General features: G+C 61.9%; 29 protein-coding genes and 1 tRNA gene. 3 read left to right on the top strand and 27 right to left on the bottom strand.

All coding sequences use genetic code 11. The features are described from left to right. Positions 1-85: 85 nt before the first annotated feature. A complete protein-coding gene (pheA, locus tag N687_RS0102210; RefSeq protein ID WP_029420303.1) occupies positions 86-910 on the bottom strand; it encodes a prephenate dehydratase in 825 nt (274 codons plus the stop codon). A 133-nt stretch (positions 911-1,043) separates the two neighbouring features. Between pheA and N687_RS25030 the strand changes: the two genes are divergently transcribed. After that, the gene (locus N687_RS25030; RefSeq protein ID WP_269320481.1) at positions 1,044-1,169 is read left to right on the top strand and encodes a hypothetical protein; all 126 of its coding nucleotides are present in this window, start codon (positions 1,044-1,046) and stop codon (positions 1,167-1,169) included. A gap of 43 nt (positions 1,170-1,212) precedes the next feature. Here the strand turns inward: N687_RS25030 and N687_RS0102200 are convergent, their stop codons facing one another. Together N687_RS0102200 and N687_RS0102195 are read right to left on the bottom strand one after the other, a co-directional pair. Then, positions 1,213-1,575 carry a c-type cytochrome gene (locus N687_RS0102200; protein ID WP_051662877.1) on the bottom strand — a complete coding sequence of 121 codons (363 nt, stop codon included), beginning with the start codon at positions 1,573-1,575 and terminating at the stop codon, positions 1,213-1,215. A gap of 21 nt (positions 1,576-1,596) precedes the next feature. Next, positions 1,597-2,358 carry a CheR family methyltransferase gene (locus tag N687_RS0102195; RefSeq protein ID WP_029420301.1) on the bottom strand — a complete coding sequence of 254 codons (762 nt, stop codon included), beginning with the start codon at positions 2,356-2,358 and terminating at the stop codon, positions 1,597-1,599. Positions 2,359-2,428: 70 nt separating this feature from the next. On the opposite strand from N687_RS0102195, the gene N687_RS0102190 reads away from it, so the two are divergent. Then, complete coding sequence (locus N687_RS0102190; RefSeq protein WP_035462021.1) at positions 2,429-3,304, top strand: patatin-like phospholipase family protein; 876 nt, start codon at positions 2,429-2,431, stop codon at positions 3,302-3,304. Between the two features lie 50 nt (positions 3,305-3,354). Here the strand turns inward: N687_RS0102190 and ndk are convergent, their stop codons facing one another. The 24 genes from ndk to N687_RS0102070 all read right to left on the bottom strand — a co-directional run bounded on the left by ndk (position 3,355) and on the right by N687_RS0102070 (position 23,606). Continuing rightward, entirely contained in the window at positions 3,355-3,804 is a 450-nt protein-coding gene (gene ndk, locus N687_RS0102185; protein ID WP_081841084.1) for a nucleoside-diphosphate kinase, read from the bottom strand. A 196-nt stretch (positions 3,805-4,000) separates the two neighbouring features. After that, positions 4,001-4,972 (bottom strand): polyprenyl synthetase family protein, encoded by a 972-nt coding sequence (locus tag N687_RS0102180; RefSeq protein ID WP_029420298.1) that lies wholly within the window; start codon positions 4,970-4,972, stop codon positions 4,001-4,003. Positions 4,973-4,974: 2 nt separating this feature from the next. Further along, the gene (locus N687_RS0102175; RefSeq protein ID WP_029420297.1) at positions 4,975-5,697 is read right to left on the bottom strand and encodes a demethylmenaquinone methyltransferase; all 723 of its coding nucleotides are present in this window, start codon (positions 5,695-5,697) and stop codon (positions 4,975-4,977) included. Continuing rightward, complete coding sequence (locus N687_RS0102170) at positions 5,697-6,437, bottom strand: heptaprenyl diphosphate synthase component 1 (RefSeq protein ID WP_051662876.1); 741 nt, start codon at positions 6,435-6,437, stop codon at positions 5,697-5,699. The genes N687_RS0102175 and N687_RS0102170 overlap by 1 nt, the downstream gene beginning before the upstream one ends. A gap of 118 nt (positions 6,438-6,555) precedes the next feature. Next, positions 6,556-6,795 (bottom strand): trp RNA-binding attenuation protein MtrB, encoded by a 240-nt coding sequence (gene mtrB, locus N687_RS0102165; protein WP_029420295.1) that lies wholly within the window; start codon positions 6,793-6,795, stop codon positions 6,556-6,558. Between the two features lie 76 nt (positions 6,796-6,871). Continuing rightward, positions 6,872-6,948, bottom strand: a tRNA-Pro gene (locus tag N687_RS0102160). A gap of 148 nt (positions 6,949-7,096) precedes the next feature. Then, on the bottom strand, positions 7,097-7,369 hold the full coding sequence (locus N687_RS0102155) for an HU family DNA-binding protein (RefSeq protein ID WP_029420294.1): 273 nt from the start codon (positions 7,367-7,369) through the stop codon (positions 7,097-7,099). Between the two features lie 187 nt (positions 7,370-7,556). Beyond that, positions 7,557-9,035, bottom strand: a complete 1,479-nt coding sequence (gene spoIVA / locus N687_RS0102150) for a stage IV sporulation protein A (protein WP_029420293.1) — start codon at positions 9,033-9,035, stop codon at positions 7,557-7,559. 408 nt (positions 9,036-9,443) lie between these two features. Beyond that, entirely contained in the window at positions 9,444-9,827 is a 384-nt protein-coding gene (gene gcvH / locus N687_RS0102145) for a glycine cleavage system protein GcvH (protein WP_029420292.1), read from the bottom strand. 113 nt (positions 9,828-9,940) lie between these two features. Continuing rightward, on the bottom strand, positions 9,941-10,981 hold the full coding sequence (locus N687_RS0102140; RefSeq protein WP_035462020.1) for an NAD(P)H-dependent glycerol-3-phosphate dehydrogenase: 1,041 nt from the start codon (positions 10,979-10,981) through the stop codon (positions 9,941-9,943). 44 nt (positions 10,982-11,025) lie between these two features. Continuing rightward, the gene (gene plsY / locus N687_RS0102135) at positions 11,026-11,616 is read right to left on the bottom strand and encodes a glycerol-3-phosphate 1-O-acyltransferase PlsY (RefSeq protein WP_029420290.1); all 591 of its coding nucleotides are present in this window, start codon (positions 11,614-11,616) and stop codon (positions 11,026-11,028) included. Positions 11,617-11,681: 65 nt separating this feature from the next. After that, on the bottom strand, positions 11,682-12,995 hold the full coding sequence (der, locus tag N687_RS0102130; protein WP_029420289.1) for a ribosome biogenesis GTPase Der: 1,314 nt from the start codon (positions 12,993-12,995) through the stop codon (positions 11,682-11,684). A gap of 27 nt (positions 12,996-13,022) precedes the next feature. Then, positions 13,023-14,423 carry a DUF512 domain-containing protein gene (locus N687_RS0102125; protein ID WP_231493374.1) on the bottom strand — a complete coding sequence of 467 codons (1,401 nt, stop codon included), beginning with the start codon at positions 14,421-14,423 and terminating at the stop codon, positions 13,023-13,025. Between the two features lie 64 nt (positions 14,424-14,487). Then, positions 14,488-15,105, bottom strand: coding sequence for a hypothetical protein (locus N687_RS0102120; protein ID WP_029420287.1), 618 nt, complete (start codon positions 15,103-15,105; stop codon positions 14,488-14,490). Positions 15,106-15,262: 157 nt separating this feature from the next. Next, on the bottom strand, positions 15,263-16,426 hold the full coding sequence (gene rpsA / locus N687_RS0102115) for a 30S ribosomal protein S1 (RefSeq protein ID WP_029420286.1): 1,164 nt from the start codon (positions 16,424-16,426) through the stop codon (positions 15,263-15,265). A 28-nt stretch (positions 16,427-16,454) separates the two neighbouring features. Next, a complete protein-coding gene (locus tag N687_RS0102110) occupies positions 16,455-16,802 on the bottom strand; it encodes a hypothetical protein (protein WP_029420285.1) in 348 nt (115 codons plus the stop codon). Further along, positions 16,799-17,404: a lysophospholipid acyltransferase family protein gene (locus N687_RS0102105; protein ID WP_081841082.1), complete on the bottom strand. Its 606-nt coding sequence runs from the start codon at positions 17,402-17,404 to the stop codon at positions 16,799-16,801. The genes N687_RS0102110 and N687_RS0102105 overlap by 4 nt, the downstream gene beginning before the upstream one ends. Continuing rightward, the gene (gene cmk, locus N687_RS0102100) at positions 17,397-18,074 is read right to left on the bottom strand and encodes a (d)CMP kinase (RefSeq protein WP_029420283.1); all 678 of its coding nucleotides are present in this window, start codon (positions 18,072-18,074) and stop codon (positions 17,397-17,399) included. The genes N687_RS0102105 and cmk overlap by 8 nt, the downstream gene beginning before the upstream one ends. 257 nt (positions 18,075-18,331) lie before the next feature. Beyond that, entirely contained in the window at positions 18,332-18,901 is a 570-nt protein-coding gene (locus tag N687_RS0102095) for a hypothetical protein (RefSeq protein ID WP_035462018.1), read from the bottom strand. Between the two features lie 51 nt (positions 18,902-18,952). Further along, positions 18,953-19,591, bottom strand: a complete 639-nt coding sequence (locus tag N687_RS0102090) for a flagellar brake protein (RefSeq protein WP_029420281.1) — start codon at positions 19,589-19,591, stop codon at positions 18,953-18,955. 70 nt (positions 19,592-19,661) lie between these two features. Next, positions 19,662-20,966: a PepSY1/2 domain-containing protein gene (locus N687_RS0102085; RefSeq protein ID WP_029420280.1), complete on the bottom strand. Its 1,305-nt coding sequence runs from the start codon at positions 20,964-20,966 to the stop codon at positions 19,662-19,664. Between the two features lie 15 nt (positions 20,967-20,981). Further along, complete coding sequence (sleB, locus tag N687_RS0102080; protein WP_156040008.1) at positions 20,982-21,788, bottom strand: spore cortex-lytic enzyme; 807 nt, start codon at positions 21,786-21,788, stop codon at positions 20,982-20,984. A 209-nt stretch (positions 21,789-21,997) separates the two neighbouring features. Next, on the bottom strand, positions 21,998-22,204 hold the full coding sequence (locus N687_RS0102075; protein ID WP_029420278.1) for a hypothetical protein: 207 nt from the start codon (positions 22,202-22,204) through the stop codon (positions 21,998-22,000). Between the two features lie 118 nt (positions 22,205-22,322). Beyond that, positions 22,323-23,606: a Glu/Leu/Phe/Val family dehydrogenase gene (locus N687_RS0102070; RefSeq protein WP_035462693.1), complete on the bottom strand. Its 1,284-nt coding sequence runs from the start codon at positions 23,604-23,606 to the stop codon at positions 22,323-22,325. 178 nt (positions 23,607-23,784) lie between these two features. On the opposite strand from N687_RS0102070, the gene N687_RS0102065 reads away from it, so the two are divergent. Then, on the top strand, positions 23,785-25,083 hold the full coding sequence (locus N687_RS0102065; RefSeq protein ID WP_051662873.1) for an MFS transporter: 1,299 nt from the start codon (positions 23,785-23,787) through the stop codon (positions 25,081-25,083). The last annotated feature ends 117 nt before the right edge of the window (positions 25,084-25,200 follow it).

Genomic DNA, 25,200 nt, shown 5'->3' with positions numbered 1-25,200 from the left:
GACCGTGACGCCGTGGCGCTGCTCGTCCTCTATTTCGAATCAGCGCAAGCGATGCAAGGGATAGGAGAAAGGCCCCAGCTCCATGTCACAACACAACGGTGCGGTAACTGCCGAGCACGCGAACCTCGTGGCCGATGGTCTCTATCACCGAGATGGCCTTCGCCACCGCCTCCTCGTGCATCCCGCCGTCCACGTCGAGCAGGAATTGATACGTGCCCAACCTGCGGCGGGTGGGTCTGGATTCAATCCAGGTGAGATTGAGGCGGAATGCGGCCAGGACGTTCAACAGGCTGGCCAATACCCCGTAGTGTTCTTCGCACGGCGTGATGAGCAACATGGTCTTGTCCGCGTGGGGGTCCACCGCCGGGCCCCGGCGGAGCACCCCAAACCGGGTGTGATTCGGCTGATAGTCCTGGATGCCCCGCTCCAAGATGTCGAGTGAGAACGTCTGAGCCGACAGGGCCGGCGCGATGACCCCCACTTCTGGACGGCGATCCCGGGCCAATGCCATTGCGGCCGCCGCAGTGCTGTCGAACGTCTTCACCTCGACCCCGAGCTGGCGCAAATACCGCCGGCACTGAGCGATGGCCTGAGGGTGCGACCAAACCTCCCGAAGGTCTGCCTTCTTCGCGCCAGGCAACCCGATCAGGTTCTGTTCGACGGGCAACACCATCCCGCCCTCGACGAACAGATCCGGATTTTCAAGCAGTCCGTCCAGCGTCAAGGTCACGGATCCTTCGATGGAATTCTCGATCGGCACCACCCCGCGGTCGACCCGCCCGTCCAGCACCGCGTCCATCACCGCGACAATGGACGGAAAAGGGGTCAGAACCACGTCATGGCCTTGATAATACCGGGTCGCCGCCTCCTCCGTGAACGTCCCCCGAGGCCCCAAGAACCCGATTCTCACAGCATCTCCTCCCCGCCGCCCGCGGGCGGGCAGCCCATTTTTTCGCCCATGGCACAAACGCCCGGCCCAATCCGCCGCACACCACATGTGCTGTTGACGTAGTCACCCATTGTATGCAAGGAGGGACCTCGATATGGTCGATGGCGTGTTCGGCGGTTACACCCGGTGGGCCGTCGTGTTCCTGATCATCTTCGTGCTGTTCATCCTGCTGGTTCCGTACGGTGGCATCGCCGCGGCACCACCAGTCGCCACTTGTTGACGGCAAGCACGCAGTTGGTGGAAGGCTTCTGGGGTCTTCCACCCTATCTCTTTGTGGACAACCAGGCCGCCAACAGGTTGATCTGGGATTGGCTGAGGATGGCCTGCCCACCCGGTCCATAGGCGGGCATCGGCCCGCCGCCCTCGGCGATGCGCCGGGCGATCTCGGCCTCGCTCAGCCTGGAACCGACATGGGCCAAACTCGGACCGACACCGCCCTGCAGGTCGTTCCCGTGGCAGGAGTTGCACCCGTTCTGGTAGAGCTGCACCGCTTCTGCGAATCGCCCGCTCCGGTCGGCGTCCGTGATCCCGGCGCTGGACCGGGTTCCGCAACCCGTGCACAGTGCGATGCCCACTGCGGTGCACCAGAGCAGCAGCCCGAAACTCAGCCTGCGGCCAGCGCCCATGCCAACGCCCCCTCTCGCGGATCAACCCCGTTTTTGATACAGAAAGGGTCCCACACTGGACAACCCAAACCGTTCCCCGCCGATGAACTGCTCTGTGCTCCCGACAAACAGAATGCCGCCCGGGGCGAGCGACTCGGAAAATCCCTCTATCACCCGCCGTTTGGCCTCGTCCGTGAAATAGATCAGCACATTCCGGCATATGATGAGATCCAGCGATCCGGGATACGGATCGGCGAGCAGATTGTGCTGCATGAAACGGACATGCCGCCGAAGGCGGGGCGACACGATGTATGCATCCCCGTCGCGCCGGAAGTACCGCTCCAGCCATTCCGCCGGCAGGGTGCGGACCTGATGCTCCTTATAATAACCCTGCTCCGCCCGGGCGAGTACAGACCGATCAATATCCGTCGCCAAGATGTCATATCGCGTACCGCCGCGTTCTTCCAGCAACAGGGCCAGGGTGTAAGGTTCTTCACCGCTCGCGCACGCCGCGCTCCAGGCCCGAAGACTACGGCCCGCCACCTCGGGAAGATGTTGCATCAGCGCGTGCCAACGCTCGGGATTGCGCAGGAACTCGGACACATTGATGGTCATCTTGTCCAACAGTTCGTCCAGAATCTCCGGCTGCGCCGCCAATGCGCGGAAGTAGTCCTGAAAACGGCGATACCCGCGTTTTTCACGCAGCGCCGTCAACCGCCGCTCCATCTGCGGCCGCTTGTACAGCGTCAGGTCGATCCCGGTCAACCGTTCCAACTGCCGGGCGAATTGCAAAAATTCGTCCATTGGTGGCCTCCCATGCCCGTACATGATGTCATCGCCACAAACGGACCTCAGCCCGCGGGAGGTGTTTCCCTTGTCTGGCCTCACGCCCTTACGTCCCTTGGGATTGGCCCTCAGCGGTGGCACCCTGAAGGCCGCTGCTCACGTGGGAGTCCTGCAGGCGCTCGAAGCGATGGGCATCCGCCCTGACTGCGTCGCCGGGACGAGCGCAGGTTCTCTCGTCGCGGCCCTCTACGCGCACGGAGTGCGTCCAGACGGGATGATGGATATCATTCGACAATTCCCCGGCCCATTCCTGTTGGACTACGGATTTCCTCTGCTGTCCTCCCTGTTCGCTCTCTGGAGCCGCCGTATCCGACGAAGAAACGCGTTGCGCCTGCCCGGCGGATTGGTCCGGGGCCAGCGTCTGGAGCAGTACATCCGACATCTCCTCGGGCGCAAAGAGGCCCACATGCCCTACTATATCATCGCCACCGATCTGTGCACGGGACAGCCGGTGACCTTGACGAACGACCCGGCAGCGCGCGAACTGGGGTTCGATCCGGTGGTCGACGCGGCCCTCGCGATCCGAGGCAGCTGCTCTCTCCCGGGGGTGTTCTCCCCCGTTCCCTGCGGTCAGCGCCTGTTGACCGATGGTGGCATCCGAGACTATGTCCCCGTTCGGGTCCTTCGCCAAGCCGGGTGCCGGCGGATCATCGCAGTCAATTTGCACCAATTGAACGAGGATTGGAACCCAGACACGTTCGTACACGTCGTGGCACGCGCGATCGACATCCTGCTGCAGGAGGCCGTCGCAGCCGACACGGCTGGAGAGGACGTGATCACCTTGACTCCCCGACTGTCCTCCATGACCTGGTGGTCGTTCCACCAACTGACCGCTTGTGTACGGGCCGGACGCCTGGCTGTGTGGGAGAACCGGGATCGCATCCTTCGACATGTGTGCGGTTAAGACCGCCGTTCAGGGATGAAAAAACCCCCCGGAGACCGGGGGGCTCGCCGTCACGCCAACCAGACGTCCACAGACCGTTCGTACGAGAGCAGGTCGCCGCCGAACCACAGGGCGATCTCACGCTCCGCGCTGGCGGGCGAATCCGAACCATGGATGATGTTCATGCCGATGCTCAGCCCGTAATCGCCCCGGATGGTGCCCGGTGCGGCTTCGGCAGGATTGGTCTTCCCCATCATGCTGCGGGCGATGGCGATGGCGTTCTCGCCTTCCCACACCATGGCGAACACCGGAGACGAGGTGATGAACGAAACCAGGTCCTTGAAAAACGGACGCTCTTTGTGCTCCGCGTAGTGCTGCTCCGCCAAGGACTGCGACACAGACATCAACTTGGCACCCACCAGCTTCAAGCCCTTACGCTCGAAGCGGGAGACCACTTCTCCGATGAGACCGCGCTGTACGCCGTCCGGTTTCACCATCACAAAAGTCTTTTCCGTCGCCAAACTGACACGCTCCTCCACTCGAACCTGGCGGACGGGAGGCCGAATGCCGTTCCCCGCCCGCGCGACACTCTGCTATTGTAAAAAAAAGCAGCCCAGCCATCAAGGCCGGGCCATCGCACCGTTCCGTACGGCCTTCGCGAATCGGCTCCTTGTGCGGGGCCTGCAATGAGCCTCGTGCTCCTCCCGCGACGGCCCCTCAGTATGCCCGGCCGTTGACGAAAGCTGCGACGACCGCCAACTCTTCCCGTTCCACCCGATCCTCCAGACCTGCCAGCACGGCGATGGCCTTCTCCCGGTACCGGTCGGCCAGTCGTTGAACATAGGCGATGGCGCCACTCTCCTTTACGATGTCCACCGCCTTGGCGACCTCCGCTGCGGACGGAGCGTGGCTCAACAGCTGCGCCAGCTCCTTCCCGCGTCCCGCCTGCTGGGCCGCGTACAAAGCCGGCAGCGTCAGATTGCCCTGCATCAGGTCTCCGCCGACGCGCTTGCCGACGACCCGCTCGTCGCCGACGTAATCGAGCACATCGTCGATCATCTGAAATGCCATGCCCGTGTAGTAGCCGAATCTGCGCAGCGTTCGAACCACATCCACGGGAGCGCCGGCCACTTTCGCACCCAGTTGGCAGCTGACGGAGATGAGCAGTGCGGTTTTCCGCTCAATCCGCCGCAGATAGTCGCGCAACGTCTGCCGCCAGTTGTGGAGATCGCGGATTTGATCAATCTCCCCCTGGCATATGCGAACCATGGCCCGCGCCATGTCCCGGTGCAAATCCGGCCGTTCCACGGTGGTCAGCAGCTGAATCGACTTGGCGAACAGAAAGTCACCCGTGTACATGGCCGGCCGATTCCCAAACCGCACGCGGACAGTGGGTTGTCCTCGTCGGAGAGAGGCATCATCCACCACATCGTCATGAACCAACGTGGCCATGTGCACCATCTCCAAGGCTGCGGCCACCCGGAGGACTCTGGTGCGGTCACTCGCGGGATCGCCGAAGCGGCTGCAGATGAGGGCGAACAGGGGACGGATGCGTTTGCCGCCGGCCCGGATGAGCTGTCCTGAAGACTCCGTCAACGCGTCCTCGCCCACCCGCAGTTGATCGAGGAGGATCGCCTCGACCTGATGCAGCTCCGGACGGTAACGCCGGTACACTTCTTGAAACTCCATCCTCAGTCCTCCGCTTTCACCCCGATGTGCAGCGCGGCGATCCCGCCCGTCAACGGATAACTCTTGACATTCCGCAGTCCGGCCTGACGGAACAAATCCTCGAGCCTTCTGCGATCCGGAAAGTCCGTCAACGACTCCGGAAGCCACGCGTACGGTTCCCTCTTGCCTACCGCCAGTGAACCGATCCAAGGTACGACGCGGTAAAAGTAAAAATAATACACGCTGCGAAACCAGCGCGACTCGGGTTTGGACAGTTCGAGGGAGATCACCTGCCCGCCCGGTTTGACGACGCGCGCCATCTCGCGCAGCACCGTCAACACATCCGGAACGTTCCGCAAGGCGAATCCGATGGTGGCGACGTCGAAGGAATTGTCCTCGAAGGGCAGATCCATCGCGTCCCCTTCCACCAGCGTGACCTGCTTCGGGCTGTAGCCTCGCCGCTCCATCTTTTCCTGGGCGACGTCGAGCATTTCTTTGCAAAAGTCGAGCCCCACCACATGTCCCTCGGGACCCACGGCCTTCGCCAACGACAGCGTCCAATCCCCCGTGCCGCAGGCCACGTCGATGGCGCGTCCGCCGCGCCTCAGATGGGTGTGACGCATGGCGAAACGGCGCCACAGTTTGTGCTGCCAAAAGCTCAACAGGGAATTCATGACGTCATAACGTTTGGCGATCTGCGAGAAAACGAAGTGCACGTGGGCAGACTTCGACTCTTTGGCGTACATCAGCGGTTCCCCTCAGCCAATGATTGACTCTCCAACGACGACTTGATGGCCCCCAAGTATTCCATGACGTACGCCGCGAACGGCTGCTGACGCACATTGGCCTGCAGCCGCATCACCCGGTCCCGGGCTTCCACCAGCCACTCATGTGCTTGCCGCAGGGTGACGTGGCGGGGGGTAACCGGGTCCGCGGTCTCACGTTGGACCACGTAGCCGCGCACCAGCGATTGGATCTGCGTGATCCAGCCGCCATCCGGAAGGTAGTGTTGGGCGAGTGCGAACAACAGCGCCCCCTGGATGACTTCCTGCAGCTCCATGTACCGCCGCGGCGGGATGTCCGGCATCCCCAAGTAACAAGCCATCTTCGCCTCATTGATCCGCACGACCGCTTCGCAGAGCGTCGCCAACAGGTCTTCGTCTCCGACCTCGGCCAAGATGGCGTAGTACCAACTGCTACAGTAATCTCCGGCGAGCACGTACAATTGGCGGTTCAGGCCGTCGACGCGGTCGACGTCGTCATGCATCGACAGGCCCGTCTGCAGCAAAAGCACAGCGCTCAGCACCGGAATGGCGGTGTCCGAAGGAACCTCTGCCGCCTGCAGAATGGTGCGGGCTGCCCCAAAATGAAATCGGCTGGCGGTCGGACGAACCTGGGCAGCGCGAAGGTACGCGTGGTCGATATACCGCTGCACCCAATCATTTACATCTTCAAAACTGAGGTCGCTCAGATTCGTCCACGCCACGCCGCGCTCATCCTCCCTGTTGCCAACGAGCGCATCGGCCTGTCCGCGTGCGCTCCCACGACATTATACCACATCGATGCGCCGGCGCCGGTCTGCTGTACCCGTAGTATGGCGGCTTTTACCCCTGAGAATCGGTGTTTCGGATCACGCCGTGCTTCGTATAGATGCACACCTTTCCCCGGATCTTCATTGCGGAGGTGTGTTCGGTGAACTGAGCCACCATCACCTCATTCTTGTCCAGTTTCTCGGCATGATGAAAACGTGTCTCCGGCCCCCGCGTCAATCCGATGACCTGAACGCCGTTCTCCAGTGCGTGTATCACAAAGTATTCGCCCAACACCGGTGAAGAATCCGCCACGTGTCCCACACTCCTCCAAATATTCATGGATTTCCTCATTTGAAACGAAAAACCAGCGCTCATCACGCTGGTTCGTTGGTCGGAATGCCGGGATTTGAACCCGGGACCTCTACCTCCCCAAGGTAGCGCGCTACCAGGCTGCGCCACATCCCGTCGTACGCTGACGCGCGTCATTCATTATAGCGGACCCCGCCCAAGGATGCAACGGTGAATCTCAGGAGAATATGAAAAAACCCGCCGTCCTCGCGCCCAGGCGGGAGGGAACGGCGGGTTCGGAAATCCATCGCGGCACCCGCGGGTGTCACTGGATTCCTTCACGGAGCGCTTTGCCTGCACGAAATGCGGGCACCTTGCTGGCGGCGATGTCGATGACCTCGCCCGTCTGCGGATTGCGACCCTTGCGGGCAGCTCGCTCGCGAATTTCAAAGTTCCCGAATCCGACGAGCTGAACCTTCTCCCCGCGCGCCAAGGCCTCAGAGATGGCGTTGAACACAGCCTCCACCGCCTGCGTCGCGTCCTTCTTGGTCATGCCCGTGCGATCGGCGACCGCCTGAATCAGATCCGCTTTGTTCATATTGAACACCTCTTCATGACACAGACTATTACCGTTTTTTCCGCAATCGGCCCGTTTATACCTGCCATGCGAAAATTTTCTCAGGCGAAAACGTCCAAAGCGGGGCGCTCAGCCCCACGTTGGACGGATGGGAGGATCTCGCAGGTCTATCCGGATATCGAGGGCAATCCGACTTCCCCTGAACAGGTTACAGGATGATGGCGATCAGCCCGCCGCTGCCCTCGTTGATGATGCGCTGCAAGGTCTCGCGCAGTTTGTACTGGGCGTTCTCTGGCATCAGCGACAGTTTTCCGGAAATACCCTCGCGTACGATCGCCGCAAGTGACTTTCCAAAGATGTCGCTCTCCCAAATCTTCAGCGGATCGTTCTCGAAGTCCTGCATCAAATACCGGACCAGTTCTTCGGATTGTTTTTCGGTACCGACGATGGGCGCGAACTCCGATTCGACGTCCACCCGGATCATGTGGATGGATGGCGCCGTGGCCTTGAGGCGAACGCCGAAGCGTGAACCCTGCTTGATCAACTCGGGTTCGTCCAGCGTCATCTCCTCCAAGACAGGCGGCGCGATTCCGTAACCGGTCATCTTCACCATCTTCAGAGCGTCCGCGACCTTGTCGTACTCCTTCTTCGCGTGCACAAATTCCTTCATCATGCGCAGCAGCTGGTCGCGGCCGGTGATCTGAACGCCGACCACCTCGGTCAACACGCGGTCGTACAGTTCGTCCGGAGCAGACAGATCAATCACTGCGACGCCTTTGCCCATGTCCATGTGCGAAAGCCCGGCGTAGGAGATGAATTCGTAATTCGAGAAATTCGTCACTACTCGGTCGATATCGCGGATGCGGCGAATGTCGCGAATGGTCTCCTGAACGGAATCCTGGAACTGTTGACGGAGCCAGTGGTCCTCGTCGAGGACCATGACCCAGTTGGGCAGATTGACATTGACCTCCTTGACCGGAAACTCGTACAGCGCTTCCCGAAGTACCGAGTGGATCTCGTGCACCGTCAACGTCGCACAGGACAACAGGAGAACGGGCACATCGTATTTTTCGGCTAACTCGGCACGCAACGCCTGGGAGCGAGGGTGCTCCGGATGGGCGGAGTTGACGATGACCACGAAGGGTTTGCCCAACTCCTTCAGTTCTTGCACCACTCGTTCCTCGGCGGACACGTACCCCTCCCGCGGGATCTCCGCGATGGTCCCGTCGGTCGTGACCACCACGCCCAGCGTCGAATGATCCGCGATCACTTTGCGCGTGCCGATCTCCGCCGCTTCCTGGAACGGAATCGGTTCATCGAACCATGGGGTGGTCACCATGCGGGGCCCGTTTTCGTCCTCATATCCTCTCGCGCCCTCTACCGCGTAACCCACGCAGTCGACGACGCGCACATTGACATCAAGTCCCTCGGCGACCGTTATCTCGACGGACTGGTTGGGAATGAACTTGGGCTCCGTCGTCATGATGGTCCTCCCGGCCGCGCTCTGCGGCAGTTCGTCGGTCGCGCGTACTCGGTCCGCCTCCTCCTTGATGTTGGGCAGCACAATGAGCTCCATAAACTTCTTGATGAACGTGGACTTGCCAGTGCGTACGGGGCCGACTACGCCGAGATAAATGTCGCCCCCTGTCCGCTCCGCGATGTCTTTAAAAACGTCGAACTTCTCCACGCGTTCCTCCTCCTCGTTTGCGGGCCCGAGCGGCTTCCGGACGCCCCGTTGGAATCCGTATCGGAGCACAGCCCAACCCGCTGGACACCAGGCCCCCCAAGTTTTCGGCGTAGACAGCTCCGCCCGTACACCTCCCCGGGCCACTGACAGTCCCAGGATCTGTCCCATGCGGTGGGACGCTAACATATATATGCAGGGAATGTCGGCGTATGCCGGAGAGGGCCCTGCCGCCGCTGACACCCTATGTATACTGTCCGAGCCGTGCCGGTAGAACCACCAGAACAGGACAGCCCGCAAGCTTCCGCTTGCGGGCTGTCCCAAGGGTTGACGTGGGGCGTTGGCCTTCGCAACGCCTGTGCACGGGCGCCGAAGAGAAACGCCTGAACCCAGCGATGACGTGTCTTTTCCTCAGCCGCCGATGTGCGCCTGGTACCCGGCGGCATCCAACAGCTGGTTCAATTCCTCCGGATTCGACATCTCGATCACAATCATCCACCCGTCTCCGTACGGGCTCTCGTTCACCTTTTCCGGGTTGTCGGCGAGCGCGCCGTTGACTTCCACCACCTTACCAGATACGGGGGCGAACAGATCCGAGACGGTTTTCACCGATTCCACCGTGCCAAAGGTCTCATTGGCCGTGACCTGCGCGCCGACCTCCGGCAGCTCGACGAACACGATGTCCCCCAGTTCGTCCTGCGCGAAATCCGTGATCCCGACGTACGCCCGATTCCCTTCGACGCGTACCCACTCGTGCTCTTTCGAATACTTCAGATCCGCAGGTATTTGGCTCATGCGCATCCTCCCGCCTGACCGGTCCCCTGGCGCAACTCCCTCACGAGGCTGCTGTTCGACCGGGTTGTCCAACCTTGAGCCATTTTACCAAACCCGCCAATCGACATCCAGTGTCACGTCCGCAGCCAATCCGGCGGGACCAGATCGCGCGCCACTTCTTCGAGCTCTCGTCCGCGCTCACGCCCCATCAGGTCGTCGACCGCTTCCTCAGGTTGTTTACCTTGAAACAGGACCTGGTAGATGGCTTGGGAGATGGGCATTTCCACCTCGTATTCGGCAGCGATCTCGACGGCTGCCCTCGTGGCGGTGACTCCCTCGACCACCATACCGATCTCATTCAGCACCTCCGGCAACGGCCGGCCTTGGCCGAGCATACGGCCCGCCCGAAAGTTTCGGCTGTGGCGGCTGGTGCAGGTGACAATCAGATCTCCGACCCCCGACAGGCCGGCAAAGGTGAGCGGCGAAGCCCCCATCGCGCGGCCCAGCCGGCTGATCTCGGCGAGCCCTCGGGTCATCAGGGCAGCCTTGGCATTGTCCCCGTAACCCAATCCGTCGGCGATGCCCACCCCGAGGGCGATGATGTTCTTTAAGGCCCCGCCCAACTCCGCCCCGACGACATCTGGATTGGTATACACGCGGAGCGTGGCGTTCATCAGGGCGTCCTGAACCATCTCTGCGGTCTGGCGTGAGTAGGCCGCTGCGACGAGGGTGGTCGGCATGCCGCGGGCGACCTCCTCCGCATGGCTGGGGCCCGTCAGGGCGCACACCCGCGAGGCCGCTTCCGGGTGCGCTGCCAGGATCACCTGGGACATCCGGCGATGCGTCGCCGGATCAAACCCTTTGACGGCATGGACCAACAGCGCCTCGTCCGGGATCCACCGGCTCGTGGCCTCCACCACCTCCGCCATGGAAGCGGACGGCACGACATACACCACCATCTCCGCGCCGGCGAGGGCTTCCGCTGCATCGTCTGTCGCCGACAATCCCGCGGGCAGCCTCACGCCTGGAAGGTAATGATGATTGGTGCCCATCGTGCGGATCTCGTCCACCAAGCCGGGACGACGCGCCCACAACGTGGTCTGGTGGCCGTTGCCCACGAGCACCATCGCCAGTGCGGTTCCCCAACTGCCAGCGCCCAGTACCGAGATGTTCATCGCAGCCCCTCCCCGTCGCCTGGGTGCTCCCATTCATGAGCCTGTCACGATTTTGAGAATACCTTGTGTTCTTCCCCGCGCCGCAGACGGCCGATGTTTTGCCGATGCCGGAAGATGGACAGTGCGGCGATGACCACCGCAAAAGCCACTTTCGGCCAGGGATACCCGAGCAACAGCGCCGCCACCGGGGTGAGCACCGTAAACGTCAACGCCCCGAGCGACACGTAACGTGTCAAGACCACCATAAGGATGGCGATCGCACCGGTGATGGCCGCAGGCGTGAACATCACCAAAGCCAGCACCCCGATGGTGGTGGCGACGCCCTTTCCACCTCGAAAACCGAAGAATACCGGCCAATTGTGTCCCGCAATGGCCGCGAGACCGGCGGCGTAGACCGCCCAAGGATGGCCGTGTCCAAGGACCTCCGCGATCCCGACGGCGGCCATGCCTTTCAAAATATCGACAGCGAGCACCAAGAGGGCATACCGAAGACCCAATACGCGCAATGTGTTGGTCGCCCCAGCGTTGCCGCTGCCGTGCTGCCGGATGTCCAAATCGGCCGCCCATCGAACCACCAAGGTGCTGGTGGAGACGGACCCTAACAAATACCCGACGATTGCGCACAGGAGAATCACCCGTCCTCCTCCTCAGCCCCGCCTGCTGGCCCATATCCTGGGTGCATCCGCTTCCGGTCTGCGGTCTAGGAACGGGTTCGGACCAAGAGCCGAATCGGCGTGCCCTCAAATCCGAACGCCTGCCGCAGACGGTTTTCCAGATACCGCTCGTAGGAAAAGTGCATCAGTTCGCTGTCGTTGACGAACAGGGCGAACGTCGGCGGTTTCACCGCTACCTGTGTCCCGTACAACAGTTTCAACCGGCGCCCGCGGTCGGTCGGGGGCGGTACACTGGCGGCCGCGTCCTGAAGGACCGTGTTGAAGGTCGACGTGGCGATGCGCATCGCATGATTTTCCGCGACCTCACGGGCGAGAGGGAGAATCCGGTGTACGCGCTGGCGGGTCTTGGCAGAGACGAACAAGACGGGTGCCCAGCGCATGAACGGAAATTCGTCGCGAATCCGCTTCTCAAATTGGTGCGCGGTCTTGTCGTCCTTCTCCACTACGTCCCACTTGTTCACGAGAAAAGCGCACGCCCGGCCCGCCTCCACCGCGTATCCCGCGACGCGTTTGTCCTGCTCCGTGATGCCTTCCGCGCCGTCGAGCACAATGAGCGCCACGTCGGTCCGCTCAATCGCCCGCAATGCGCGGAGCACGCTGTACCGCTCGATGTTCTCATAGACCTTTCCGCGCCGCCGAAGGCCGGCCGTGTCAATCAATACGTACCGCTGCCCGTCCGACTCCAATGGAGAATCGATGGCATCCCGCGTCGTACCGGCCACATCGCTGACCATCACCCGCTCGTGCCCCAGCAGGGCGTTGACCAGCGACGACTTTCCGACGTTCGGCCGGCCGATGAGCGCCACCCGGATGACGTCTTCGTCGTAATGGTCGTCGTCCCCCGGCGGGAGCAGCCGGACCACCTCGTCGAGCAGATCGCCCGTCCCGCCGCCATGCTCCGAGGACAGGGGAATGGGATCGCCAAACCCGAGTTCATAGAACTCGTACACTGCCGGATGGTGTTTGGGATGATCCAGTTTGTTGACACCGAGGACCACCGGTTTGCGCGAGCGGCGCAGCAGCTCCGCCACCTCGCGATCGGCCTCGGTCAGCCCCGCGCGGCCGTCCACCAAAAACACGATGACGTCGGCCTCGTCGATGGCGAGCTGCGCCTGCACTCGGATCAGGTTCGCCATGTCGTCCGCGCCGCTGATTTCGATCCCGCCGGTATCGATGACGTGAAACTCGCGGCCGTTCCAATCTGCCTTCGCGTAAATGCGATCCCGCGTGACGCCGGGCACATCCTCCACGATGGAGATGCGCTGTCCGACGACGCGGTTGAACAACGTCGACTTGCCCACGTTCGGGCGTCCGACGATCGCGACCATCGGTAATGCCATATCCTCAGTCCCGTTCGCTCAGTTTCCTCAGCCATTCGATGCGGCCAACGGGGGCTCCTCCTGCGGAGCCTCCATCACCCGCAAGGTCGCCTCGTACCGCCGTCGAGGCGGAAGTGATTGCGTATATCCCATGGCGCCGAACAGCAGTCCGCTCCCGGTCGCCGGGACCACCGTGACAGGCAGGGACAACTCCTCCTCCACCCGTTGCACGGTGTAGTCGTCGAGAAACACGTCCGCATCGTCCTTGAGCATGATGTCCGGTAACAGCAGCGTGTCCAGGTCGTTCACCTGTCCCTGAAGCTGCTGCACGATATCTGTGCCGGTGATGAGCCCCGTCACGGTGACATGGTGTCCGTAAAAATCGTTGACAATCGGAAACACCCGGGTGACCAATCCGGGGACGCCCGACAAGCGTTCCAACGACTCGCGGATCACTTTTTGGGCGGACACGCCAGTGATGACACCGACGCGGCGAGGTTCCCGCTGCAGCCTGCGCGGCACGCGCGGCCACACCTCTTCCAGTTCGTCGAGGAACGTGCGGATGACGCCGACGCCGTTCTCGGTCTGCGCGAACTCGTCGTAAAACCGGGCCGGCGGCACCGGAACGTCGGCGAGCACGTAAAATTCGTCGGCCACGTGCACGAACGACACACCGAGGGTCTCCTGGAAGTGTTCCTGCCAACGGGTGACCTGTTCGATCACCTGTCGGGCTTCCTCGGGCGTGTAGGGGCGCAGTTTGTGGAGGCCGCGGCGGTGTTTCGTCAGGCCGACCGGTACCACCGACAGGGTCCGGACGGCAGGATAAAAAGGCGCCAGTTCACGAATGGTCCGGTCCAACTCGTCACCATCGTTCCAACCTGGACACAGCACCACCTGGGTGTTCATCTCGATGCCGCCCTTAGCGAGTAGGTCGATCTGGCGGAGGATTTCGCCCGACCGCCGGTTGGCCAGCATTCGCACGCGCAATTCCGGGTTGGTGGTGTGCACGGAGATATTCAAGGGAGACATCTTCAAGCGGATGATGCGCTCCAATTCTTCGTCCTTGACGTTGGTCAATGTGACGAAGTTCCCATGCAGGAACGAAAGCCGGTAGTCGTCGTCCCGAACGTTCAGCGTCTGGCGCATGTTGGACGGAATTTGATCGACAAAGCAAAAGACGCACTTGTTGTGGCACAGACGCACGCGGTCGACCGTCGGGTGCTCCCAATCGACCCCGAGCCCCTCGTCGTATCCCTTTTCCACCTCGAGCACCCAGATCTCGCCATCCCGTTTCTTGACCTCAAGTTCGATCTCTTCTGCGGCGAGTGCGAACTGAAGGTCCACGATATCCCGAATGGGTTGCCCGTTTATCTTCAACAGTTCGTCGCCCGGCTCCAGTTCCAATTCTTCTGCGAGGGAGCCGGGATGAATGCGCTGGATTTTCGGCACCGGCAGCACTCCTGACTTTCAAAACTCGTCATTTCCTCATTATGCGGCAGGCGGGCGACCCCAGTCAAATGGAAGGTCGCGGTCGACCGCCCGTCATCTCGCGCCTCCAGCAGGCTAGAACCGTCCAGCCGAGTACCAGCGCCGCCGTCAACCAGGTGACATTGCAGATCAACGCGGATGCGTTTCCGGCAGCGGCCCACCCCTCCCCTGCCATCGCCAGGCCTACCCACGTCTGGGTGGAGCCTCCCAACGCCAGCCCCCCCAACGCCACGAGGCGTTCCCGGGGGCGTTCGCAAGCGGCGGCGATCCCCCACCCGCATCCGGCAGACAGGAGCCACAGAGAGGGAAGCCCGTGCCAAACTGCGAACGGGTGCTCCTCCCAGACACGAAGGACGGTCCATCCAGCGACGATTCCGATGAGGGCAGCGCGGATTCGGCGCGACCAGGGAACGCCGCGAACGCCGGCCAACGCCGACATGCCCGCCACGGTCAGCCCCCAAACGGGGGTGGCCCACTGCGGGTAGATGAAATAGACCCACAGCGCCAAAAGGTACACGGCCCCGCACCCGCCCAAGGCGAAGCGGCCCGCCTCCACCCACGCCGCGAGCCGCTCCGCGCGTGCGAGGGCGGACAGGCCGATCAGCGCTGCGCAGCAGACGAACGACGGATAGTAAGTGTCCACTGCGGATCTGTCTCCCTCCTGGCAGACGTTCACGATTCCCAGTGTACCCCGGCCCCCGCCGCTTATCCGAAGTCAAAACGGGATCCGGATGTCCGGATCCCGTTTTCGGCCCAAGGGCCCCCACCAGGGGGCTTCAACGGCGTCGCTCCGCCTCGGTTCAACCCTTGTTGAACAGATCACGGAACAAATCGCCGATGGTCGCACCTGTGCTTCCGGTCGAGCGGTCCTCGTACGAAGTGTGGCGCGGTTCCCGCCGGCCCCCGCCGCCACCGCCGCGGGACTCCGCGTCCTTGATGGACAAGGAGATCCGTTGACGCTCGGGTTCGACCGACAACACCTTGACCTTGACTTCCTGGCCTTCTTGCAGGACGTCCGACGCCTTGGCCACGTGCTCGTACGAAATCTGCGATACGTGCACCAGCCCTTCCAGTCCCGGTTTGAGCTCGACAAACGCCCCAAAGTCGACCACACGGCGCACCACGCCCGTCACCACGTCACCCGGGTGGAAATCGTACGCGGCCGTCTCCCACGGGCTCGGCGAGGCCTCTTTCATGGAGAGGGAGACGCGCCCCGCCTCCGGATCGGCCCGCAGAATTTTCACCTTCACCTTGTCTCCCGGCTTGACGACTTCTGACGGATCCGCCACATGATGCCAGGCCAATTCAGATACATGGACCAGCCCGTCGACGCCGCCGACATCGACGAACACGCCGAAGTTGGTCAGACGCTGAACCGTACCCTCGACGATGCTGCCGACTTGCAGCGAGGCAATGGTCTTCGCGGCCTCCTCCGCCTGCTCCTGCTCAAGAACCGCCTTGCGGGAGAGGATGAGCTTGTTGTTCTCCGGATCGATCTCCACCACCATCACTCGGATCTTCTTGCCCTTGAACGACTCCAGGTCGTCCACGAACTTCAGATCCACCAGCGACGCTGGGATGAATCCGCGCACGCCCACATCGGTCACCAATCCGCCTTTGACCACATCGTGAACGGTGACCTCGAACGGTGTACGGGACTCGTACTTCTGCATCAGATCCTCCCACGCTGTGCGAGCCGCGGCTTCGCGTCGGGACAGGATGACCGCTTCGGAGTCCTCATCAAGCTTCAGGACGCTGGTCAAGACCTCATCGCCGACGGCGACCACTTCACTCGGGTGTTGAATGCGCAGCGGGGATAACTCACGAATCGGAATGATGCCTTGAAACTTGTACCCAATGTCCACGATCACTTTCTTGTCGTCGACCTCGACGACCGTACCCTTGACCAGATCCCCAGGATTGAGCGTGGGGGTATTCAACATTTCCTGCAATTCCTCAGACATTCACGACGCCTCCTCATGCCATGTCAACCTATTTATCACTCACCTCAGGACCCTGTCCCGGCGCGTTCGACCCACCGGACTCCCGCACCTGGATGAAGCGTCTCAAGGATCGTAAGCCTAGCCATACCGCGACGATACCCGCGGCGTACAACACCCATCCAGCCAGCGCCCCCACCGCATGCAGTTGGTGCAGGACGCCGACTCCCGTCAAATACGTCGACACCCCCGCGGCGCCCGCCGTCCAACGGTTGACGAAGCGGCGGTGCTCCCGCCGGGAGCGTACCGGCCCTCGCAAGAGCCGAACCCGCAACGCCCACACCATCGCCAACAACGCGGCGTACACCACACCGTCAGCCGCCCATGCCTGGGCGCTCATGCATGTCCCTCGTCGAGCAGCTTCTGGATTCGCATCATCAGTGTCTCCAACACAGACTCGTTTGTGTCGGCCGGCTGGGGCAGGATGGGTTCTCCGAATCGAATGGTCACCTTTCGCCACAACCGGTACGGCCCGATGATGGCCGCCGGGACCAGAGGGCAATTGGCCTTGCGCGCGATGAAGGCGATGCCCGGCAGCCCTTTCTGCAGCTTTCCGTCCCGGGAGCGGTGCCCTTCCGGAAAGACAATCAAACAACCTCCGTGCGCGGGCACAGCCAGCGCGTTTCGAATCGCCCCTTTGTCCTGCAGCCCGCGCCGGACGGGAAAAGCCCCGAGATACCGGATCAATGCTGCAAACGGGCGGTGGCGAAACAATTCCTCCTTGGCCATAAAATGCACAAACCTGGGGACGGCCATGCCCAGCAGGAGAACGTCGAACACGTGCAGGTGATTGCAGCCGATCACCACCGGCCCGGTTTGCGGAATGTTGTGTACGCCTCGGATTCGGATTCGAAACATGAGCCGAAACGCGATATGTACAAACGCCCGCATGGCCCGGTACAGCGGTTCGTAGAACGGATCCCGAACGACGAACTCACTCATTCGGCACCCGCTCCACCAGGCTCAGGATCTCCTCGACGATGTCCTCGACGCTCTTACCGGTGGAGTCGATGAAATACGCGTCGTCCGCCGGTCGCAACGGTGCCACGGAACGCGACGCATCGCGTGCATCCCGCTCCGCGATGGCCTGCTGCATCTCCTGCAACGAGACATCAAACCCTTTGTCAGTGAACTCTCTTTGGCGCCGCTTCGCCCGCTCTTCGATGCTAGCCGTCAAAAACACCTTGACCTGCGCATCCGGCAACACCACCGTGCCCACGTCCCGGCCGTCCATCACCACCGGATACCGTTGTGCGAATTCCCGTTGCCACTCGGTCAGGAGGTTTCGGATCGCCGGATGGACGGACAGCTTGGAAACCGTCTCGGACACCTCCGGGTCACGCAGGTAAGGCGTGATCACCTGGCCGTCCGCGATGACTTCCAACTCGCCGGATGGGTGGTACTCAAACCGGAGGCTGTGATCTCGCAGCAGTTGGAGCAAGGCCCGTTCGTCTTCCGGTGAAACATGATGCTGGACCGCCAGCCAAGCGACGCCGCGGTACATCGCACCCGTGTCCACATACAGGATCCCGAGTTCCTTGGCCACTCGTCTGGCCACTGTACTCTTCCCCGCTCCGGCGGGGCCGTCGATCGCGATGCTGATGTGCCGCACAACACGTCCTCCACGAAGTCAGCTAGACAAATGAAAAAGCGAGCATGGAAGCCCGCTTTCACAGCGCACAATCTCCCAGATGTTCAAGCTGGTTTCCAATCGTTCGGAGCCGACACCTGTTAGACCGCATGTGATCTGATGATGACTTCAAACGACCACACGAACAGCAAACTGGAAAGCGGCAGGATGTTCCGTTTCACTGACCACCCTCATACTAGCACAGCGCCGGAAGGGTCGCAAGACGAATTTGTTCGGCGTCAAGGCACAAACTCGGCCGCGGGCAAGGAGACGACGACATCCGGCTGGTCGATCTCGACCGTCTGCCCTGGGGCAGGCCACAGGAGATTGGCGGCATCGTGATCGACCTGAACAAACGCCACCCCGGGTTCCCCAGCGCGAAATTGCACCACATCCCCTGCGTGAACGACGACGGAGAGGTTCACGGTTTGAAAGGTCGTCTGCACCTGGCCGTTGACCAGAACCTGCAGATCCGGCCGGGGCTTTGCCGGAGCGAGGTACAGGTGGAGAACGGCCTGTTGGGATGCGGCCGCCGACGCGGGTCGCGGATCGACCTGGACGTATCCATTCGACCGAGCATCGACAAAACGGCGGACCGCGGGGACGGCAGTCAGCGCCTGGACGACCACCAGCATGCTCAGACAGCCGAGCGCCACGGGCAGGAGCACCCGGTCGAGCCCTTCACTGAGGATGTGCCACCTGTCCTGATGTTCCTCCGAATGGGCGGGAAACCCCGGCTGCCGATCCATTAAGCGGTTCCCCTTCACCCGGCTTCCCAATCGCATGCGTTTCACCTCGCCATGCGGCACCTGAGCCGCCTCGTCCATGTTCAACGTATGCACGGGGTCGGTGGCGCATGCTTATCGCAAGCGAAGTTGGCGCCAGAACGTGTATTGGATGATACGCTGCCGAACAGACTCCTTCAGCTCTTCAAATTTCATGGAAGCCAATGCCATACCGCGCTCGTTTCTGTCTCCGACGCGGATGACCGTGCAACGGGCGTGAACGGGATATTCCGGATTGGGCAGGATGAACTGTGCTTCGACCGTCATGCCCGGATGCAAAACCATCGTTCGCGGAAGCCATACGGACAAGCCCCCGCCGCTGATATCATGCGCGCGCACGGTGACGTGCTGGACACCGGATTCCAGCCGGACGGTGAGCTTCACGTCGATGTCCGTGTCGACGCGGACGAATTCCCGCCGTTGTTCCCGGGCGATGTCGTCCGGCTTCGGCCGGACGATCCGCCAAGCCGGCGACGGCAAATACACGAGTTCCAGCACCTGCGTCCGGAACCGCCGCAGTGCCCCGTCCCTCCCGTGATATTCCACCCACACATCCTGTCCCGCGGGGTCGAGGGCCGTGCGATCGCTGGCGTGCAGCGGAATGTCGATGAACAGATCGCGCTCTCCCGTCTCCACCAGCCTCGACTGGTAATATTCAGGCGTCTCTGGACCCTTGCGCACCCGCAAAACCTGTCCGATGGCCGGCAGGCTCAATTCAGGACACCCCTCCCATCCTCCCATTGTCTCCCTATTATACGACACAGGGAGAGGGACGGGAAGGCGGTCAGGACAACTGTTCGACCTCAATCTCCTTGCCGGTGTTGGCATTGACGTAGACGACGTACGTCTCGTCGTTCGACGTGCCGTAGAACGCCACCGCCGGAACCCAGTGCTTGTCCGGGTCCTCCAGGATGACATCGCGCTGCATCTGCACGTGCAGGTCCGGGCTCAACACCTTGCGCAACTGGTTTGCGTTCAAGCGACGCGGTGCGAGGCCCTGCACCGGGTGCATGAAGTAGTTGGTTCCGTCATAGCCGATCACGTTGCCGCTGTGCAGGTCCGTTTTGACCATGATGCCTTGGGTGACGACCTGCGCGCCGTCTCGCACGGGCACGAACACGTAATAGGCAGTGCCGTCATACTGGCGTGCGGTGGTGTTTTCCACGTGGCCGAATCCGTGGGCCGTGAGCCAAGCCGCCGCTTTGTCCTCCGCCTCGCTGAAATCGACCTCCCCTTTGGTCGGTTTGGGCGTGATGGACATCGACAACACGTGCCCCCCATGCTGGCTGACCGTCGCGGTCAAAGAACCGGCCGGCACCGCCCCGCTCACGGAGTACACCGGTGCCGGAGCCCCCGCCTTGGCAGCCTGAACCTGGAGATCGGTGCTCGCCGGCAGCCCCAGAAACGCCCGCACCGCCCGCTTGGCCCCTTCCGCGTCGACGACCGGCTCTTTGGACAACACGTCTGTATCCGGCCGCACCGGGGAAGGTACGCGCTGCTGGGACTCGACGAACGTCCCTGCCTGCGTGTCCATCTTGCGGAAGCCGTCCACCACCTGGTTGTCGGTCCGATGCGTGCGCAGCGCCCGATTGACGTCTTGCCATGAGAGGTGGTTGTTCAACACCGTCGCCTGGAGGTCCCGCAGCTGGCCATTCAACTTCCCGGCTTGCGCATAGTAAGTCTGCAGTTGCTTTCGGACCGAGGCATTGGTGGGCTTCGCCTGTTGTTCGATCCACGTATTGGTGGAATTCGCCACTTGACTCAAGAATTGCTGCGTCTGGTGCATCGGCATTAACTCAAAAGGCAAGCGGGACGCATCGGTCTGGGCGGCGTAGGTAATGCGCCAGACGTCGCGAAGGTGATCCTGAAACCGGTTTGCGTCACCGCTGACGATGGTTTTACCGAGTTCCCGCTGGAGCTGGTCTACCTCCGTCGCCAGATTGTGAAAGCTGTTCTCATATTGGTTTTCCGTCTCAATGGCCAGCGCCTGTCGTTCCCGGTATTGCCCGTATCCCCACCAGCCCAGGCCGCTTCCGACCAACACCAGGCCCAGCACCGGTATGGCCACCCATGTCGTGCGATGCAGCATGTTCTCCCTCCTCGTTCACTTGGTGAAGATATGTTTTCCGATTTTGAGGATCTGTGGCCTGGACCAGATCCAGCCGCTCGTCGCCGTGTTTGGGTTGAAGTAGTATACCGCCCCGTGGGTCGGATCCCATCCGTGCACGGCATCGAGTACCGCCTTGCGCGCCGTGGCGTCCGGTTCGAGATTGATCTGCCCATCCTGGACTGACGTGAACGCCCCCGGTTGATAGACGATGGCCGGGATGGTGTGGGGGAAGCGAGGATCGTGCAGCCGGTTGAGGCACACGGCCGCCACAGCCACCTGACCGGGGTACGGCTCCCCGCGCGCCTCCGCGTATACCACGTGCGCCAGGAGATTGACATCGGACTGGCTGAGACCGGGGACCGACGGCATCCGCCCCGGGGAGTTCCCCGACGGCGCGGTTCTCGCTGCGGCGCCCGCCTTGCTGCCGCCGGTCTGGCCGGTGTTACCCTGCGACGAGCCTCTGTAGTGCCATCCCCTGCTGGCCGCCACCAGTTTCATCTTCGTCTTCCTATCCACGATCCCGGTGACCTTCATGCCAAAGTTGTATTGGAAATTCCGCACGGCCCAATACGTCTTCCATCCAAATATCCCGTCGATGCGGCCATGGTAGTACCCTAGATAACCCAAGCGATTCTGCAACTCGTACACATCGTACCCTTCGCTGCCATAACGAAGGTCACGCGGTGTGAACGCCTCCACATTCGTCCACGGTTCATGCGGCGTGTGCCAAACGGCAGGCGCGGAAAGGCCGATCGCCAACGCCACGCCCACGCAGATCCATCCTCGTCTCCTCCGCTTCATCAGTGCCCCGTTCTCCCTCCAGTGAATTCCATGGAAATGTCGTGAGGGTAGTTTTGGCTTATAAAAACGCAAATATGCCTGCCCTTTGCAGGGCAGGCAGACGGGGCTGAGCGCTTCATGATGAACGGGGAGAGAATCCAGTCGTCAGTGTTCCTGGTCGGTTTCCTCAGTCAAAAACCATCCCCGGATGTAAAAAATCGAGCCGCCCTTCAATTCAGCGGCTCGATGTCGAAGTCATCCTCATTGTCGCAGAGACAGCGTTTAAAACCGGTCTCAATATGTCCCTTGGCGTCCCGTACGCCGCGCAGAATAAAGGTTTCGCCACACTTTCGGCAGCGAATGTGCACCTTCACACGCTGGCTGGGCAACACCATGTCTTCTCCCCCTCCCTCAGAGGTGAGCGGTTCCGCGCGCATGTATCGTGTACCTCCTAATCGAAACGAATACGTACATTATGAACGGTGCCGAATTTTGGTAAACCATTCAGCACGATAAGGATGTGTTCTCCATGGGTGGTCAAAATTCCTCCCTCGGTTACACCCACCCGCGCCAACGCGCCGCCTCGGCCACGCGCCGGACACCGACGAGGTAAGCCGCCAGGCGCATGTCCACCTGGTAACGCAGGGCTGTCTCATACACTGTGGCAAAACTGCGCGACATCACCTCCGCGAGGCGCCGCTGTACCACCTCTTCCGACCAGTAGTCGCCCTGGTTGTTCTGGACCCACTCGAAGTACGACACAATCACACCGCCGGAGTTGGCGAGGACATCCGGTACCACGAGAATCCCCCGGTTCGCCAGCACCTTGGTGGCCGCCAGGGTGGTGGGGCCGTTCGCGGCCTCGACCACAATCGAAGCACGGATGCGATCCGCGTTTTCAGCGGTGATCTGATTTTCGATGGCCGCCGGTACGAGGATGTCGCAATCCAGCTCCAACAATTCCCGGTTGGTGATGGTGTCCCGGAACAGCTTCGTTACAGTCCCGAACGAGTCCCGCCGCTCCAGCAGATCCGGGATATCGAGGCCATTTTCGTCGTACAGGGCGCCGTAGGCGTCCGAGATACCCACCACGCGGGCCCCCCGGTCATACATGAACTTGGCCAGGTAGCTTCCGGCGTTGCCGAAGCCCTGGATCACCACCCGCGCCCCCTCAAGTGCCAGACCCTTGACCTTGGCGGCTTCCTCGATGCAGATGGCCACCCCGCGTGCCGTCGCGCTCTCCCGTCCACGGCTGCCGCCCAAGATGACGGGTTTGCCGGTGATGAATCCGGGTGAGTCGAATTCTCGCAGATGCGAGTACTCATCCAGCATCCAGGCCATGGTCTGGGAATTGCTGAACACATCCGGGGCCGGAATATCTTTCGCCGGCCCGACAATCTGGCTGATGGCCCGCACATAGGCCCGGCTCAGGCGCTCGATCTCCGCGAAGGACATATGCCGCGGGTCGCACGCCACCCCGCCTTTTCCGCCGCCGTACGGGATGTTGGCGATGCCGCACTTCACCGTCATCCAGATGGATAGCGCACGAATCTCGTCTTCATTTACATCCGGATGGAGCCGGATGCCTCCTTTTGTCGGTCCTACGGCATCGTTATGCTGCGCCCGGTACCCGGTGAACACCCGCACACTGCCGTCGTCCATTCGCACCGGAAAACGCACGGTGAGGACCCGGATGGGCTCCTTGAGCAACTCGAACATCTGTTCGTCGTATCCGAGGCGATGGAGGGCCTCTCGGATCACTTGTTGTGTGCTGCTGAGCACATCCAGATTATCGGCTTCCACGCGTTTGTCCACCTCAGTCCCCGGATAAGTCTCCATGACGTCCATCAACCACCTTTAGTAAAAAAACGAAATGAATCGATCGCAGGCATGTCCCAGACCGCCATCAGTATAACAACTCAGCCAGCGATGTTCAAAGCAATATCCTGGCGTGCGTCCGGGCACACTGACTTCGTGCCTGCGGTACCGCCCGGCGCAGTCGAAGGAGGGCTACACCATGCGACACACCTCCAATTGGACACCGGCGATCCTCCTCAGTCTGGTCCCCTGGTTGATGGTGCTCGGCAATTCTGTACTGATCCCTGGCCTGCCGGAGATGGCGAATCGCATGCAGGTGAGCCGGCTCCAAATCAGCCTGGTGATCACCCTGTTCTCTTTGCCGGCCGGCGTGGTCATTCCCTTCGCCGGCATGCTCTCCGACCGATTTGGACGCAAGGCGGTGATCGCCCCGGCCCTGTTGGTGTTCGGCGCGGGCGGTCTGATGGCCGGGCTGGCCAGCTGGTTCCTGCCTCGTCCGTACCCTTTCGTCCTGGCGGGCCGCGTGATCCAAGGGCTCGGCGCCGCGGGCACCGCGCCCATCGCCATGGCACTCGTCGGCGATCTGTTTCAGGGTGCCGAACGGGCGCGCGTGCTCGGCATCAATGAAGCAGGCAACGCCTTTGGCAAAGTGGTCAGCCCCATCGTCGGCGCGGCGGTCGGGTTGTTGGCGTGGTTTGCAGTCTTTTTTGTGTTTCCGGTCCTCTGTCTGCCACTGGCAGCCGCGATTTGGTGGCTGGTCCCTTCACGGAAGGGTGAACCCGCGGCCAGCCGCACGGATGGCGGCGCAGAAGGGCGCTCCTATTTCAGCAATCTACTGCAGGTCTTCCGGCGGGAAGGCCGCTGGTTGTCCGTCACCTACCTGTGCGGCGCCACCGCCCTGTTCACCTTGTTCGGCGTCCTGTTTTACCTATCGGAGCTGCTGGAGAAGCAATACGGCATCGACGGCCTCCGCAAGGGGTTGATCCTGGCGATCCCGCTGGGCGTCTTGACCCTCACTTCGGTGGCTGCGGGCATCATCATCCGGAGGCGCCGGCGCCGGATGAAATGGATGCTCATCGGAGGACTGTGCAGCATGGCCGCCAGCCTGGTGGCGTGTGGATCGCTGGCACAGCGGGCTTGGCCGCTGGTTTGCCTGTTGTCCCTCTCTGCCCTGGGAACCGGATGCGTACTGCCGAGCCTGAACATGTTGATCACCTCGGCGGTGGACAGCGCCCTGCGGGGCGTGGTGACCAGCTTCTACGGAAGCGTCCGTTTCCTCGGCGTCGCAGCCGGCCCGCCGGCGATCACGTACCTCATGACTTTGCCCCGTGTCTGGATGTTTGCCGCCGTTGCGGCTCTTTGTGTCGTCTGCGCAGTCCTTGCGGTGTGGTTCATCCGGTCTGAGGAGACGTCCCCAGGCGGCGGGCGGACATCACCCGGCTCCGTTCACGGCGAGGGCGGTGCGTCTCTTCGCCTCCGCCGGCGAACGAAGGCCTGAGATTTCACCGATCGTCCACGCCCCGGTCCGGGTGTGGCCGCAGGATACAACCGAGCGGGCAGTGGTCTGCCGTGCGAACCCAGTGAATATTTTTAGAAGGGACAGGACCTGGAAGGA

The organism is Alicyclobacillus macrosporangiidus CPP55, from assembly GCF_000702485.1.
GTDB classification, from domain to species: domain Bacteria; phylum Bacillota; class Bacilli; order Alicyclobacillales; family Alicyclobacillaceae; genus Alicyclobacillus_H; species Alicyclobacillus_H macrosporangiidus_B.
This window is presented reverse-complemented; position numbering and strand designations above follow the sequence as displayed.